The sequence below is a fragment of the Brachybacterium muris genome, assembly GCF_016907455.1.
Lineage (GTDB): Bacteria > Actinomycetota > Actinomycetes > Actinomycetales > Dermabacteraceae > Brachybacterium > Brachybacterium muris.
The window spans coordinates 3,269,791-3,285,136 of the sequence record NZ_JAFBCB010000001.1 but is presented as its reverse complement, the minus strand read 5'-3'; the positions used below and the strand labels follow the sequence as shown (position 1 = coordinate 3,285,136).

14 protein-coding genes are annotated in these 15,346 nt (G+C 69.3%); 9 read left to right on the top strand and 5 right to left on the bottom strand.

All coding sequences use genetic code 11. The features are described from left to right. Nucleotides 1–57: 57 nt before the first annotated feature. A complete protein-coding gene (locus JOD52_RS15250; RefSeq protein ID WP_017823011.1) occupies nt 58–540 on the top strand; it encodes a hypothetical protein in 483 nt (160 codons plus the stop codon). Between the two features lie 21 nt (nt 541–561). Here the strand turns inward: JOD52_RS15250 and JOD52_RS15245 are convergent, their stop codons facing one another. Next, nucleotides 562–1,308 carry a hypothetical protein gene (locus tag JOD52_RS15245; RefSeq protein WP_204410929.1) on the bottom strand — a complete coding sequence of 249 codons (747 nt, stop codon included), beginning with the start codon at nt 1,306–1,308 and terminating at the stop codon, nt 562–564. 179 nt (nt 1,309–1,487) lie between these two features. On the opposite strand from JOD52_RS15245, the gene JOD52_RS15240 reads away from it, so the two are divergent. The 5 genes from JOD52_RS15240 to JOD52_RS15220 all read left to right on the top strand — a co-directional run bounded on the left by JOD52_RS15240 (nt 1,488) and on the right by JOD52_RS15220 (nt 7,264). Next, complete coding sequence (locus JOD52_RS15240) at nt 1,488–2,561, top strand: substrate-binding domain-containing protein (protein WP_204410926.1); 1,074 nt, start codon at nt 1,488–1,490, stop codon at nt 2,559–2,561. A 192-nt stretch (nt 2,562–2,753) separates the two neighbouring features. Next, complete coding sequence (locus tag JOD52_RS15235; protein WP_204410923.1) at nt 2,754–4,139, top strand: extracellular solute-binding protein; 1,386 nt, start codon at nt 2,754–2,756, stop codon at nt 4,137–4,139. Continuing rightward, nucleotides 4,136–5,017, top strand: coding sequence for a carbohydrate ABC transporter permease (locus JOD52_RS15230; protein WP_204410920.1), 882 nt, complete (start codon nt 4,136–4,138; stop codon nt 5,015–5,017). The genes JOD52_RS15235 and JOD52_RS15230 overlap by 4 nt, the downstream gene beginning before the upstream one ends. Nucleotides 5,018–5,081: 64 nt before the next feature. Continuing rightward, nucleotides 5,082–5,903: a carbohydrate ABC transporter permease gene (locus tag JOD52_RS15225; protein ID WP_017823016.1), complete on the top strand. Its 822-nt coding sequence runs from the start codon at nt 5,082–5,084 to the stop codon at nt 5,901–5,903. Nucleotides 5,904–5,941: 38 nt separating this feature from the next. Beyond that, entirely contained in the window at nt 5,942–7,264 is a 1,323-nt protein-coding gene (locus tag JOD52_RS15220; RefSeq protein ID WP_204410919.1) for a glycoside hydrolase family 32 protein, read from the top strand. Between the two features lie 365 nt (nt 7,265–7,629). On the opposite strand, the gene JOD52_RS15215 is transcribed toward JOD52_RS15220, so the two are convergent. Then, nucleotides 7,630–8,376, bottom strand: coding sequence for an ATP-binding protein (locus tag JOD52_RS15215; RefSeq protein WP_338124028.1), 747 nt, complete (start codon nt 8,374–8,376; stop codon nt 7,630–7,632). Continuing rightward, nucleotides 8,373–9,935, bottom strand: coding sequence for an IS21 family transposase (gene istA / locus JOD52_RS15210; RefSeq protein ID WP_204408388.1), 1,563 nt, complete (start codon nt 9,933–9,935; stop codon nt 8,373–8,375). Before istA ends, JOD52_RS15215 begins: the two co-directional genes overlap by 4 nt. A 192-nt stretch (nt 9,936–10,127) precedes the next feature. Here istA and JOD52_RS15205 point away from each other — a divergent pair, with 192 nt between their 5' ends. The 3 genes from JOD52_RS15205 to JOD52_RS15195 all read left to right on the top strand — a co-directional run bounded on the left by JOD52_RS15205 (nt 10,128) and on the right by JOD52_RS15195 (nt 13,024). Next, nucleotides 10,128–11,120, top strand: a complete 993-nt coding sequence (locus JOD52_RS15205) for a hypothetical protein (protein WP_204410916.1) — start codon at nt 10,128–10,130, stop codon at nt 11,118–11,120. A gap of 157 nt (nt 11,121–11,277) precedes the next feature. Beyond that, nucleotides 11,278–12,114 carry a hypothetical protein gene (locus JOD52_RS15200; RefSeq protein ID WP_017823019.1) on the top strand — a complete coding sequence of 279 codons (837 nt, stop codon included), beginning with the start codon at nt 11,278–11,280 and terminating at the stop codon, nt 12,112–12,114. A 25-nt stretch (nt 12,115–12,139) separates the two neighbouring features. Then, complete coding sequence (locus tag JOD52_RS15195; protein ID WP_017823020.1) at nt 12,140–13,024, top strand: hypothetical protein; 885 nt, start codon at nt 12,140–12,142, stop codon at nt 13,022–13,024. Between the two features lie 9 nt (nt 13,025–13,033). On the opposite strand, the gene JOD52_RS15190 is transcribed toward JOD52_RS15195, so the two are convergent. Together JOD52_RS15190 and JOD52_RS15185 are read right to left on the bottom strand one after the other, a co-directional pair. Then, nucleotides 13,034–13,804, bottom strand: a complete 771-nt coding sequence (locus JOD52_RS15190; protein ID WP_204410913.1) for a hypothetical protein — start codon at nt 13,802–13,804, stop codon at nt 13,034–13,036. 295 nt (nt 13,805–14,099) lie between these two features. Continuing rightward, nucleotides 14,100–15,320 (bottom strand): IS110 family RNA-guided transposase, encoded by a 1,221-nt coding sequence (locus JOD52_RS15185; protein ID WP_204408911.1) that lies wholly within the window; start codon nt 15,318–15,320, stop codon nt 14,100–14,102. Nucleotides 15,321–15,346: the final 26 nt, after the last annotated feature.

Below are 15,346 nucleotides of genomic sequence, written 5' to 3'. Positions count from 1 at the left end.
TGAGTTCTCCGCGAGATCGGGCGTTCTGAGATGACGGGCCCTCTGACATCTTCTGACATGACGGCACTCGACGACGCGAGGAGTGGGGCGCTCACCCGCCGCGCCCTCCTCGCCGTCCCCCTCGTGCTGGGGGCGGCGGGCTGCGGGGTGCTGACCCCGGATCCGGATCCGGACGACGGGACGGAGCCGCTGGAGCTGACGGCGGCCCCGGAGATCGACGAGGCGATCGATGCCCTGTGGAACAACGGGGGAGAGCGCGCACTGTCCGAGATCACGCAGATCCAGTTCGACGACCTGATGGTGTTCTTCGAGGGCACATCGGCGGAGCGGGTGAACGAGGCGGCCGGGGGCAAGCTGCTGAACGGGAAGTACTACCAGTCCTCGACCCAGCTGTTCCTGTTCCGTACCGGCGGCCGGGGGGTGCTTGCGGCCATGGTCTCCGCCGATGTCCTCGAGCACGAGGTGCAGAACGCGACCTTCGGGCCGGAGGTGCGGATCATCGCCCCGGGTGATCAGCAGCTGGTCACTCTCGAGGACTGATCGCGCGCCCCGTCATCCAGATCAACGACGGACATGGGTCGCGCCCCGGCGGGCCTCATCCAGGCGGGCCTGCCCGGATTCGGTGAGGTCGAACCATGCGATCTGGCCCGGTCCCGGTCGCCGGCTGCCGAGAGCCGACCACACCGTGCCTACGTGCTCGATCACAGCCGGGCCCGGGTCCTCCGAGGCGATGAAGCCCTCGGCGCCAACGCGCCCGGCGACCACGTCACCACGGACGATGAGCCGGGCCAGCAGGTCGATCCCGCGGGTCCGGATCTCGGCGTCGTCGGTGATACCGACGCGCCGCAGGGCGGAGACGACGTCCCCCGGGCTCAGCCAGTCGTCCTCCGCGCCCTCCAGAAGATCGATCTCGATGGGGGCCGGTTCGGAGCGCGCCCAGGTGGCCAGGGCGTTGTCGGTGGCAAAGCGCGGACCACTCTCCTCGCGGACCCCGAGCCGAGCATCGGATCGCATCGCCACGGCCTCGCCACGCGGGCCTTCGGCTGCCCATGGCGCCTGGACGACGAGCTCGCTCCATCGGGAGCCGCCCTCGTCCGCGATCGTCAGGGTGAGCGGCCCGGAGGGGCTCAGTGCGCAACCGGCGATCACAGCACCCGAGAACCGGGCATCATCCGTGGTCACCGGGCCGCCGGGGACGGTGACCGAGCCGCACAGCACCCAGCCGCGTGAAGTGACAAGGCGTGTGCGGTTGCTCGGGCCCTTGATGTCGACGGCTTCGAACCACTGCCACGTCAGGGAATCGAGCAATACGCCGGCCTGCTCTCCCCATGGACCGGCAGTGGGCTGGTCTTCCATCGAACCTCCGATCCCCTCCGGGCAACTCCCACGGCTACTGCGCCTGGCCGCACATCCACAGGGGCACAGCATAGGAGGCCCCGATTCCCGTGGGACAGGCACTCGGCCAGGCAGCACCTACGCTTGTTCCCGTGACCCCGCCCGCACGCCGCCCCACCTCCGCCGATGTCGCCGCGCTCGCCGGCGTCTCGCGGGCCACGGTGTCCATGGTGCTGAACGGCAGGGTCGAGGGCACGGTCGCCGCCGCGACCCAGCAACGGGTGCTGGACGCGGCCGAGCAGCTGGGCTACACCCGTTCCGCCCTGGCGATCTCGCTGAAGCAGCAGCACACCCGCACCATCGGCCTGATCACTGACGAGATCGCCACCTCGCCCTTCGCCGGGCGCATGGCCCGTGCCGCCTCGATGACCGCAGCGCAGCGCGACTACCTGGTGATCACCGTGGACCTCTCGCTGCGGGACCACTCCGTGGCCGACGCGGCCCGGCTGCTGGCCGAGCGCCAGGTCGACGGGCTGATCTACGCGACCATGGGCCGGGTGCGGGTCCCGGTGCCGCAGATCCCCCCGGGCCTGCCGCTGGTGCTGTTGAACTGCGAGCTCGACAGTGCAGCCGGTGAGGAGCAGCTGCCCACCGTCGTGCCCGACGACTACCACGGGGCCAGGCGCGCCACGCGTCGACTGCTCGATGTCGGTCACGAGCGCATCGTGATGCTCTCCGGTGATGACCGCTCCCTGGCGGTGCTGGAGCGGGAGGCCGGGTTCCGTGACGAGCTGGCCGAGGCCGGGATGTCGGCGAGGATCCTCGCCGCCGGGTGGCAGATGGACGACGGCTATCGGACGAGCAGGAGCCTGCTCGCCGAGGATCAGCCGCCCACCGGGCTCTTCTGCATCCGGGACCGGGTCGCGGCCGGCGCCATCCATGCCGCAGCCTGCGAGGGGCTCGAGGTGCCGCGCGATCTGTCGGTGATCGGCTTCGACGACGAGGACTTCTTCGCGGAGAAGCTCACCCCGCCACTGACCACCATGGCGCTGCCGCACGAGCAGATGGGGCAGCGAGCGATGTCCCTGCTGCTGGAGCGCCTGGAGCCGACGGGCGACCGGGCACAGGGGAGTGCGGGTGAGCCTGAGGCGTTCCCGCGGGAACGTTTCCTGATCGACTGTCCGCTCGTCGAGCGCGAGTCCGTGGGGCGCCCGCCGCTCGACTGACGGCTGCGGCCGCTCGTCCCGTCGCGATTCCCGCAAGGATCCCAACGGAGCCTTGACACGTGTAAAAGCATTCCTCCATACTGGTGCGCGTCGTACTTTGACACGTGTGTAAGTGAGGGCCGGGAGCGATCCCCGTGGTTCACCCGACTCCTGCTCCACTCCCGTTTCCCGACTCTCGACGACGAGGACGGCATGACCAGTTCTTCGAACCTCACCCGCCGGGCGCTGCTGGGCGCCGCCGGGGTGGCCGGCATCGCCGGCACCGCAGCCGCCTGGCCCCGCCTCACCGGCACCGACATCCCCGGCCGCGGCGAGGACGCGCTCACCGTGCTGATCCTGGGCACCGCCCAGGACGCCGCCGGCCGCCAGGTGATCGCCGACGCCTTCATGGAGGAGCACCCCGACATCCCGGTGCTGATCCAGTCCGTGCAGGCCACCGACTGGGGGGACTTCTTCGCCAAGATCCTCACCATGGTGGCCTCCGGTACGGAGCCGGACATCATCTACACCGCCACCGAGGGCGCGCAGCTGTTCGCCGAACGCCTCGCGCTGCCGTTGGACGAGTACGTGGCCCGTGATGCCGAGGCGATGCGGGACTACTTCGAGGACGTGCACCCCTCACTCATCGAGGCGTTCATGTACAAGGGGGAGCTTTTCCAGCTGCCCCTGGACTTCAACGCCGCCAACATGTACCTCAACCTCGACGTGATCGAGCGCAACGGCCTGGAGATGCCCGGCGAGGACTGGAGCCGCGACGACTTCTCGGAGCTGCTGCGCGGCATGAAGGGCGACGCCACCCCGTACTACTGGACCAACCGCCTCTTCGGCGGCGTCGTCCCCTGGCTGTACGTCAACGACACCTCCTTCCTGGTCGAGGAGCGGGCCGACGGGGGCCAGGAGTTCTGGTCCACCTTCTACCCCGGCCAGGAGCGCTCCGGCGGCTACCTCTGGCAGGCCTCCAACGCCACCGACGACCGCGTCCACGAGACCTTCGAATACATGCGCCAGCTGATCCAGGAGGGCCTCGCCGTGCGTCCCGAGGAGGGCGGCGGCAACACCCTCGTCGGCCTGTTCGCCTCCGGCCGTATCGGCACCACCCCCGCCGGCGGCTACTGGGTCCAGGGCCTGGCCGAGGGCGGGATGCAGCCCGACCAGTACGACGTGCAGTTCTTCCCCAGGTGGCGCACCCAGCGTCACCAGTTCGGCGGGGCCGGCTACGCCGTCATGCGCACCACCCAGAAGGCCGACCAGGCCTGGGAGTGGATCAAGTTCACCGCCTCCAAGCAGGCGATGGAACTGGCCTTCCCCACCCCGGCCACCACCCCCACCCGGCGGTCCATGGTCAACGACAACCTCTACACCGGCATCGGCCCGGAGCACTGGTCCCGCTTCTACGAGACCCTTGATCGCTTCCCGAGCACCGGCCCCATCCCCGCACCCCCGCAGCAGGCCGCCGTGGAGACGGCACTGATCCGCAACGTCTCCACCGCCCTGTCCGGCGGGCCCGACCAGGTGGCCCGTTCCCTGGAATCCCTGGATCGCGACCTGCGCGACGTCTTCGCCGAGGAGGAAGCATGAGCACCGACCGATCCAGCGTGATCCTGCGCTGGCTGTTCCTGGCGCCCACCATGATCGGCGTGGGCATCTTCGTCCTGCTGCCCATCATCGGCTCGCTGCTGCTGGCCTTCTTCCGCTGGGACATCATCACCTCCCCCCAGTTCGTGGGCCTGCAGAACTTCACCGACCTGGCCACCGATCAGACGGTCGCCATCTCCTTCCTCAACACCGGACTGTTCGTGGTGGTCGCGGTGATCGTGCAGCTGGCCGTGGCCATGCTGCTGGCGGTGCTGCTGCAGTCGAGGATGCCCGGATGGCTGCGGGTGTTCTTCCGCTCCACCTTCTTCTTCCCCCTGGTGCTCTCCGCGGCCAGCGTGTCGATCCTGATGCGCTACCTGTTCAACGAGTCCTACGGCGTCATCAACTGGGCGCTGTCCCTGGTGGGGATCTCCGCGGTGCCGTGGCTGACCAGCCCCCAGTGGGCGATGGTCGTGGTGATCGCGGTGTATGTGTGGCAGAACTTCGGCTTCTCGTTCCTGCTGTTCGTCGGCGGCCTCTCCTCGATCCCCACAGAGGTGTACGAGGCCGGCGCCATCGACGGCGCCACCGGTTGGAAGAAGTTCAAGGACCTCACCCTGCCGCTGGTGAGCCCCACCGTCCTGGTGGCCTCGGTGATGGCGATCATCTCCGCTCTGCAGGTGTTCGACCAGCCCTACGTGCTCACCCGCGGCGGCCCCGGCGACTCCACCCGCACCGTGGTGATGGTGATCTACGAGAGCGCCTTCCGCCAGCTCGAGTTCGGGCGCGCCAGCGCTATCGGACTGGTGCTGATGGTGCTGATCATGCTGATCACCGCGCTGCAGTTCCGCCTGGCCCGCCGATTCGTCTTCTACCAGTGAGCGTGCCCATGGAACCCGATCTCAACGCCGTGATCCCCGCCGCTCCCGTCCCGGAGGACATCCCATGACACGCAAGCTTCCCGGGCTCGCCACCTACGCCGTACTGATCGTGGCCGCCCTGCTCACCCTGGGTCCCGTGTGGTGGACCTTCACCACCTCGCTGCGCCCTGCGGCTGAGTCCTTCAGCCTCCCGCCCAGCTTCTTCCCGCTCAGCCCCGACTTCTCCAGCTACGCCGCGGTTTTCGAGCAGATCAAGATCCCGCTGCTGGTGCTCAACAGCGGCCTGGTGACCGCACTCATCGCCGCAGGGCAGATGATCACCGCAGCGATGGCCGGCTACGTGTTCGCCCGCATGGAGTTCCGCGGCAAGAACGCCCTGTTCGCGATCGTGCTGGCCACCATGATGGTGCCCGCCCAGGTCACGATCGTGCCGGTGTTCATGATCATCCGCGGGATGGGGCTGTCGGACACCCTGCTGGCGCTGATCCTCCCGGCCATCCCCACCGCCTTCGGCACCTTCCTGATGCGCCAGTACTTCCTGGGCCTGCCGCTGGACCTGGGCGAGGCAGCCGCGATCGACGGTGCCAGCCCCTGGCGCACCTTCTTCTCGATCTACGCGCCGCTGGCCCTGCCGGGCATGGCGATCGTGGGCGTGCTGGCCTTCAACTTCCACTGGAACGAGTTCTTCCGTCCGCTGATCTTCATGATCTCCGAGGAGAACTACACCCTCCCGCTGGGCCTGGTCACCCTGCAGGGCAACCTCGGCACCGGTTCGATCTCGATCGTGCTGGCCGGCGTGATCCTCTCGATGATCCCGGCGGTGGTGGTGTTCCTCTTCGGCCAGCGCTACCTGCGCGAGGGCCTCACGGCCGGAGCATCGAAGTGACCATTCCCCACGAACCTCGACGACCAGGAGCTCCCGGCATGACCAGCGCCCTCCACTTCCCCGCACTGCACCGCACCCACCCCCGAGGGTGGATCAACGACCCCAACGGCATCATGCGCGTGGACGGCCGCTGGCACGTCTACTTCCAGTACAACCCCTACTCGGCGCGGCACGAGCAGATCCACTGGGGCCACGTGTCCTCCGCGGATCTCGCGCACTGGCGCGAGGAGCCGATGGGGCCGGTGCCGCGCGAGGGCGAGGCCGACTCCGGCGGCTGCTGGAGCGGCGTCGGCCTGCTCGACCGGGGTCCCGGGGGCCGGCCGGATGGAGCAGGCGTGCCCACCCTCGTCTACTCCGCTGTCGACGGGGTGGACAACGCCCTCTCGCGGGTCGTGGTGGCGCGCACCGACCGGGGCCTTCAGCAGCTGGTCGACCCGGGTCGCGTGGTCGCCGAGGTGCCGGACATCCCCGGGCTGATCGGCGTGCGGGACCCCTTCGTGTTCGAGTTCGAGGGGCGCCGCTGGGCCATCCAGGGAGCCGGGATCCAGAGCGATGAGCATGTGGCCCCGGTGATCCTGCTGTACTCCTGCGACGAGATCGAGCACTGGGAGTACGTGGGGGAGCTGCTGCGCGGGGATCATCCGGTGGCGGCCCAGCACGCACCCGCTGAGCTGTGGGAGTGCCCCCAGCTGGTGCAGGTGGGGGAGCGATGGGTGCTGATGCTCTCCCTCTGGTACCGCCCCGAGATGGTGGCCCGCTCGACCGTGCAGGTCAACTATCTGGTGGGTGACCTGGTGGCGGCGCCGGGTGGCTCCCCCCGCTTCGAGCCTGTCGGCGGGGGACGGGTTGATCAGGGCCCCGACTTCTACGCGCCTCAGGCTGTCGTGGATGCCGAGCAGGGCCGCGTGCTGATGTGGGGCTGGTCCTGGGAGGGGCTCGCTCGCACCCAGGACGAGACGGACGAGCAGGGCTGGTCCGGCTGCCTCACCTTCCCCCGCGAGCTCGGGCTCGACGGGGATCGCCTGGTGGCACGCTTCCCGGCCGAGCTGCGCGCGCTGCGCGGAGAGCCGCTGGACATCGCCCGGGGGCAGGGGGTGGAGGCGCAGGTCGATCTGCCGGCCCCCTTCCGCGCCGAGGTCGCGATCCAGGGGCCCGCCACCGTGGAGCAGATCCGTGGCGACGGCCGGGTCGAATCCCTTGCCGTGCACGACGGAGGCGATGCCGCCGTGATGATCGACGGCGGCATCCTCGAGCTGCTCCCGGCCGCGAGCACCAGCAGCACCGTGCGTCTCTACCCCGCTGAGGGTGACGTGATCCGTGTCCGCGGCGCGCTCGTCGACGGGTGGCTGCTGGGCGGCTAGGACGGCGATCTCCCACAGTCCCCGCAGCGTCGCGCAAGCCCTGCTCTGCGCACGCGCTCGGGCCCCGGGACCGGGCCTGGCGGGGACCCATGGAGAGCCAGGGGATCCGGCCTGATTCCGAGACCGTTTTGTGACGGGGCGGTGATTGCACAGAAGGTAAAGGCTTCGTAAATTTCCGGTATGACCTGCTCCTGGGGGTGCAGGTCAGAGCCGGACCACACAGCGACGTGCTGCTGGTCGGCTTTACCCGAGTGAGTATTCGTAGTCGTGGGAGCCACCGAATCTTGCTCTTGGGGACCGCCGATCGTGCCGACGGGGGCCAGTAGCCGCCGCGGTGGGGACCACTGGCTCCCGCCGGCATCGGGTCACTGGGGCAGTGCGGTGTGTTCTCGCATGTTCCTGTCGCCGGTGTCGATCCAGATTGTGTTGTGCACGATGCGGTCCATGATCGCATCGGCGTGGACTGCTCCACCGAGCCGGGCGTGCCAGTCCTTCTTCGGGTACTGGGTGCAGAACACGGTCGAGCCGGTGTCATAGCGGCGCTCGAGCAGTTCCAGCAGCATCGAACGCATTCCCTCGTCAGGATGGTCCAGCAGCCACTCGTCGATCACCAGCAGCGAGAACGTGGAGTACTTCCGCAGGAACTTCGTCTGGCCCTGCGGCTTGTCCTTTGCCAGGGCCCAGGCCTCTTCGAGGTCGGGCATTCGGATGTAGTGGGCTCGGAGCCGGTGCTGGCAGGCCTGCTTCGCCAGCGCGCAGCCGAGGTAGGACTTCCCTGAGCCGGTGAAGCCCTGGAAGACCACGTTCTGTTGCCGCTGGATGAAGGAGCAGGTTGCCAGTTGCGCGATCACGTTCCGGTTCAGTCCCCGTTCCTCGACCAGATCCAGCCGCCGCAGGTCCGCTCCGGGATAACGCAGCCCCGCCCGGCGGATCAGACCCTCGACCTTTCCATGATTGAAGATGGAATGCGCCTCGTCCACGATCAGCTGGAGCCGTTCCTGGAACGACATCCCCAGCACGTGAGCCTCATCCTGGGCATCGATCGCGTCCAGCAGCGCGGTCGCGCCCATCTCGCGCAGCTTCCGCTTCGTGTCGTTATCGATCACGCTCACCGGACACCTCCGGCGTAGTAGTCGGCGCCACGGACGTATCCGCCGTCTTCCGCGGGTTCCTCGCGGGGTGGACGCAGGGCGGCGACCTTGTCCTGCCCGGTGGCCAAGATCGGGTGCAGATGCGCATAGCGCGGTGAACGGACCCGTCCCGTCAGCGCGAGTGCGCAGGCCGCCTCGACCCGATCTACGGAGAAGCGGCGAGAGAGCCGTAGCACCGCCAACGCGGGATCCAGGCCCTGTTCCACGATCGGCACGGACTCGAAGATCCGCTGGATCACGATCACCGTGGCCGGCCCGACCCGATCTGCCCACGCCCGCACCCTCTGCGCGTCCCAGGCCTGGAAACGCTCGCCCGCAGGTAGGTCCGCGTCGTTGGTGCGGTACTCATTGCTCGCGGTCTCCGGGAGCAGCAGGTGACTGGTCAGTCGCTGGCTGCCCTGATAGATCTCCAGCGTCCGGGCCGTGATGCGCAGATCGACCTTCGCGCCGATGTGCGCGAACGGCGCGGAGTAGAAGTTCCGCGCGAACGTGACGTGCCCGTTCCTGCCCACTCGTCGTCCGTAGTGCCATGTCGAGATCTCGTAGGGCACCGCCGGCAGCGGCGTCAGCAGCGGCCGCTCCTCCGCGTCGAACACGCTGGCGCGGGATCCGGGCCGCTTCTGGAACGGCTCCGCGTTATAGGCCTCCATCCGCTGCCCGATGGCGGCTGCAAGTTCGGGCAGGGACGTGAATCGCTGATCCCGCAGCCCGGCGATGACCCAGGTCGCGACGTGCGCGACGGTGTTCTCCACGCTCGCCTTGTCTTTCGGTTTCCGCACCCTCCCCGGGAGCACCGCCGCCGAGTAATGCGCTGCCATCTCGCGATACGCATCGTTCAGGACGATCTCGCCCTCGCGGGGGTGCTTCACCACACCGGTCTTGAGGTTGTCCGGAACGATCCTCGGGACCGTCCCGCCCAGCGCCTCGAACATCGCTACGTGCGCTCGCAGCCAGGACTCCTGGCGCATATCCAGCGCCGGGAAGCAGAACGCGTAACGAGAAAAAGGCAGGCAGGCAACGAACAAGAACACCTTCGAGACCTCGCCGGTGACCGGATCGGCCAGCTCCATCGTGGGGCCGGACCAGTCGACCTCCACGCTCTGGCCGGCCTTGTGACCGACTCTCGAAGCGGCACCGGTGACCATGACGTGGTGCTGGTAGGTGCGGCAAAACCGGTCATACCCCATCGCCGGATCCCCAGCCGCCGTGGTCGCGTCGAAGTACTCGCCGTGCAACAGCTTCAGCGTCACGCCGACCCTGGCCATCTCTCGATGGACCTGTTCCCAGTCCGGCTGTGCGAACACGCTCTCGTGCTCGCCCCGGCCCGGGAACAACCGGGCATACACCTGCTCATCGGCGACGTCCGCGATATCGCCCCACCCGATCCCTGCAGCGTCAGCGGCCTCGAACACCGCCCTCACGGACTTGCGGGACATGCCCTGCGAGGACGAAATCGCTCGCCCCGACAGACCTTCTGCGCGCAGCTGGAGCACCAGCTTCGCCCTGATCTTCCGTACCATTCCAGATTGCTCCTTCCGCCGCGTGCCCTATACACACGGCGGAAGGAGCGTAGACAGAGCGGCCCCAACGACACCACTGGTGGTCCCGAACGACGCCACCGCTACGGCAGCGACGTGGCACCCGAACCCTCGATCAGCGGACCCCAGCGAGGCGAATATTCACCCGAGGGGAACCGAATCACCATGCGATCCATGACTCCGCCGCGCTCTGCCGCCCGCCTCACCGCAGGAGCGTTCTCGCTGCTGGCCGCCGGGGCACTGCTCGCCGCCTGCGGCGGAGGTGGCGACGGGGCCGAACCCGTTGCCGGGGGGACGAAGGCGCCGGCCGCCACCGAGCAGCCCGCCACGACCGACAAGGGGGAGGACCAGACCGCCGCCGGGGACGAGGACGGCGAGAAGAAGGATCAGCCCGCCGACGACGCTGCGGAGGACACCGACAGCGCCGGCACGGACGATGCAGGCGAGGGCGATGCAGCCAAGGACGACGCCGGCAGCGCTGACGGGAGCGGATCCGGTTCCGGTGGCGACGAGGCCTGGCCCGACTCCGCCGTCATCGACAGCGCACTCGGGCAGTGGGCCGGCACCGTCAGCGTCGAGACCCTCGCCTCCCCCGACGGGCTGCCGTTCCTGATCAGCCATGAGCTGTACGCCTCCTCCCACGGCCTCACCCTCGATGCCGCAGCGCTCGAGAGCACCGAGTACCTCGGATCCCACAGCGCCACGTGCACCGGCAAGGTGAAGGTCGGCAGTTCGCCCGCGCTGTGCACCCTCACCGGGTTCGAGGGCGAGGAGTATGCCGGCAAGGACCTGACCGCCACCGTCCACCTGGTGCGCTCCGGTGCAGGCAACCACGCACTGCTGATGGCTGTGGGGGAGGGGGAGACCACCGAGCTCGCCCTCCCCGACGGCACCCAGCTCCTGCTCGGGAAGGTCGATCACGGCAACGAGGTGACCGGCGAGATGATCGGTGCCGGTCTGGTCGAGGCCGCCCGGCAGGCCGCCGGTCCCGACGGTGAGGTGACGGACAACGCGGAGGTCACCTGCAAGATCCACGGCGACGAGTCCCACGCGGTGTGCCAGCTGTCCGCTCTCGACGAGGGCACCTCCGGCTTCTGGTACGCCACCGTGCAGCCCGGATCCGACTACGAGGGCTACACCTACCTGTACACCCAGTTCATCGAGTGATCGCACGTGCCTGAGGGGCCGTCCGGCACAGGCGCCGGGCGGCCCCTCCCACCCTTCCTCCTGCCTGTCTCCTCCTGCCTGTCCACCCACCTGCGGCCGCGGGCCCCAGCAGCCTGCTGCATCGCGGCACCACCCTTGAGGACCCCGACCCATGCGTATGACCACCTCACACACGTCCTCCCGCAGCGCTGCCGCTCCCGGCGCCGCCACCGGTCGCGTCATCTCCCGACTCGGTGGGGGTGCTCTCTCGGCCGCCGCCGTCGGTGCGCTGCTCCTCGGCTGCACCGGGGGAGGCGGGGCAGGGGCCGACGATGACGGACCGAGCGCCGCTGGCGAGCAGCAGCAGGAGGCGTCCTCGGACTGGACCGGCACCGTCAGCGCCGAGCAGATGCCCGAGACCGACGGCGTCTCCTACTTCGTCATCGAGAACCTCTACCAGCAGCTCGACGAGCGGGGGCGCATGAGCGCGGATGAGCTCGAGGCCACCGAGTTCATCGGCTCCCAGGGCGGCACCTGTGAGGGGGAGGCCGTGGTCAACGGCTCGGCCGCCACCTGCACACTCGTCGAGCACGACGAGATGGCCGAGCCCACCGGGCCGGAACTGACCGTCACGGTCCGCGTGGTGCCGGCAGGTTTCGGCAACCCCGCCCTGCTGATGTTCGCCGACGCCGACGGTCCCACCGACTTCACCGTCCCGGCCGATGCCGAGATCGGCTTCGGCAAGGTCGCCACCCCGATACCCGCCGAGGTCTCCGGCCAGCAGGTGGCCGATGCGCTGGTGAACTCCGTCAACTTCGCAATCAAGGGGGATGGGCAGCCGGTCCCCGGCATGGAGGCCACCTGCGAGATGGCAGACGGTGGCATCACCGCGAGCTGCCAGGTGACCGGGGCGCCCGACGGTGGCAACGGCACCTGGGAAGCCATCGCCCAGCGCGGCCCCACATCCGATCCCCACGACGGCCAGTGGTACTTGTTCACCAAGGTCCCGGCCTGACCCCGCTGGGGTCTATGCTCCGCTCATGGCAACGACGCCGTCGACATCGTCGACCTATGACTGGGACACCGAGCCCGACCCCACTGCCGGGGGCACCGGGCCCGGCCCCGCCGCCGGGAACGCCGACCTCGCGCCTGCGGTGGCTGCTCCCGCCGCCTCCGCGACCTGGGCGCACCCCTCGCCATCGGCCGGTGGGCACTCACCCGAGCCGCCCGGCGAGATCGATGGCCTCGACGCCACCCACCCTGCTGGCGGTGCCCGGCCCTGGACCACACCCAAGACATCCAAGGGATTCCCCGCCTGGGCTGTCGTGGCGATCGTCGCGGTGGTGCTGCTGGCGCTGCTGGCCGGTCTCGGGCTGCTGGTGTCTGCCGTGCGGAGCTTCATCGCCGACGACACCGTGTGGGTGGAGGTCGATGACGGGCCGGCGTTCACGGATGGCGTGGTTCTCGATGCCTCCGGCAACCAGGTCACCGACGGCACCGGCATGTTCGGCCAGCCGGCCACGGTGGGTGAGCACACCTTCACCTGGCCCACCCTCGACGGCGGCACCGTGAGCGTGCGGGCCACCGCCATCGACCCCGACGCCACCGTCCCCCTCGCCGGTGGCGTCGACGTGCTCCAGCCCGGCTACCAGCTGGTGGTGATGACGCTCGACGTCACCTACGAGGGCGACAGCTCCGTGCGGATCAACGAGGAGGTGTGGGCGCGCGGGGAGACCGATCTGATGACCTACCCCGAAGTGGCGGGCCTGGTGCCGAACCCCCTGTCCGAGGGAGCGGCACTGGCGGACGGCCAGACCCTCACCGTCGCCGTGGCGGTGGTGGTCCCGGAGGGCGACCTGGACACCCTGCAGTTCTCCGTGGAGACCCCGGAGGGGATGCCCCTGTACTACGCGGTGCCCAGGTGATCGAAGGCGTCAGCCCTCGTTGACCCACACCACCGGCTCGTCCTCGTAGGGGTTGTCGTCCCCGTCGGCCTTGTCGTCACCCTCCCAGGCCACCTGCGCCGGCGCCTCCCCATCGGTGAACACCACGGTGCAGGTGGAGGCGGTCGCACCGGGCTTCGCCTCGTCGAACAGCTGCAGGTCGCAGGCATCATCGAGGTTGCCGCCGAAGGAAATCCCGACCGTCACGCGGTTGCCCTGGGCGTCCTGCACCTCCAGCGACGGGGTCATGTCCGCGTTCGGATCGCCCTCGAAGCTCAGGATCTCGTGCTCGGACTTCACGTACCACGGGGTCATGCCCTCGAGGTCCGCCTTGTCGTCCTCGTCGAACTGGTCGATGATCGACGGATCACCCTCGGCGATCTCGGTGACCGTGGTGGAGACGACGCCGTAGCCGTAGTACTCCTCGCCCTTCTCCAGCACCTGCACGTGGATGGTGGCGGGCTCGCCCACCTTCACCTGCGTGCCGGGGGCCGCGAGCTCGGTGTCGGCACCGGAGGCGCCGGTCTGGTCGTCGGATCCCGCCTCGCCGCCGCCGTCCGAGGGCTCCTGCGCATCGGTGGGGTCGGTGCCGTCGTCGGTGGGCTCGGGGGCCTCCTCCGTCTGTTCGGCGGTGGGCTCCGGGGCCGGGTCCTCGTCCCCGCCCGATGCGCCGCAGCCGGAGACGACCAGGGCGAGTCCCGCCAGCGGTGCGAACAGGGCGGCGCGGGCGCGGTGGCCCCGGCTGGTCGTGGTGGTCCTCATGGTGGTTCCTCTCCCCGTAGCGGTTCCCTCGTTCCCACCGTAGGGGCGACGGATTCGCATGCGCGATGGGGAGAACTCCCCTTTTGTCCGGTAACGGCTCTGTCAGGTAACGGCGCGGATCCGGGGAGGGGACGCGTCCTGCGGTGGACACCGGGGCGCCACTCCGGCATGCTGTACCTGAAACCGGCGGTATCAGGAAGTGGCGGGGCATGACCCGACCGAGCACCCCGCCCCTGCGCCGTGCCCTCGAGGACGAGAACACGAAAGGCCCCCGATGAGTTCCCTGAGTCAACCTCTAGGCCGCGAGAGCGGTGGTTTTGTGTGTTCTGTCGGTTCTGTGGGCTTGGTGGGTGGCGGGGTCGTAGCAGGTGCCGTCGCGCCAGCAGGCGTAGATGATCCGCAGCCAGGCCCGGGCCAGGATCCGCACGGCATGGGCATGGCGTTTGCCCTGGGCGCGTGCGGTCTCGTAAATGTTCTTCGCCCAGGGCGAGGCGTGGCGGGAGTTGTCTGCCCAGCGGACCAGGGCTTGGCGGGCCCGCCGGTTGGTGGCGTAGCGGAACACGACCGCGTGGGATTTACCCGAGGCGCGGGTGACGGGCACGACGCCTGCCTCGGCGGCGAGCTGGTCAGCGTTGGAGGCGTGTTCGAGCAACGGTCCGATCTCCCCGATGATCTGGGCGAGGTTGACGATCCCCACCCGGGGCAGGGGCTGGATCAACGCTGCCCAGGAATGGGCGGCCAGAGCCGTCTCGATCTGGGCTTCAAGGTCATCGATCGCTGTTCTGAGGGCCCGGATGACCTGGACCTGTGTGCGAACCAGCGCGGTGATCGTCTCCTCACCGAGCCGCGAGGCAGGCGCGGGGGCCCCACGAAGCCTGGCCACCAGGGCAGCGGGGTCGACGCGGCCGGAGTAGTGCTGCCGGGCGAGCCAGTCCCGCATTCTGGCCGGGGCCAGGTGCTTGGCCGAGGCTGGGGTGGGGAACCTGTCGCAGAAGGCCAGGGCGATATCGGAGTCCAGGCGGGCGAACACCACCCCGGCGCCGGGCCAGTGCTCGGCCAGCAGGGCGGCGAGCTGGTTGGTCGCGGCCACGCGGGCGGTGACCTGGTCCTCGCGGGCCCGGACCAGCGCTTGCAGCTCGAGGGTCGCCTGCTCGGTCGGGCGCAGGGTCCGCAGGCGGTGCCCGTCGGTGCGGAGGTAGTCGGCGAGCTTGAACGCGTCGCCGGGGTCGTCCTTGGCGCGGGCAGCGCCCCAGCGGGGACGGACGGCGTTGAACGCGTTGGGATGGACCGGGACCACGGGATGCCCGGCGGTCAGGAGACGGTCGATCACCAGCCCGCGGGTGGTCTCGATCGCGACCGGCAGCCTAGCCGGAGGGCCGTGGCTGGCCAGGCGGGCCAGGGTGGCTCGAATCCCGTCCTCGGTGTGGGGGCAGGGCCAGCGGTCGATCACCTGGCCCTGGTCATCGATCACAGCGACAGCATGGGTGGTATTGCCCCAGTCCCATCCGACATACATGCGCGTACTCCAGGTTCATCGAAGGA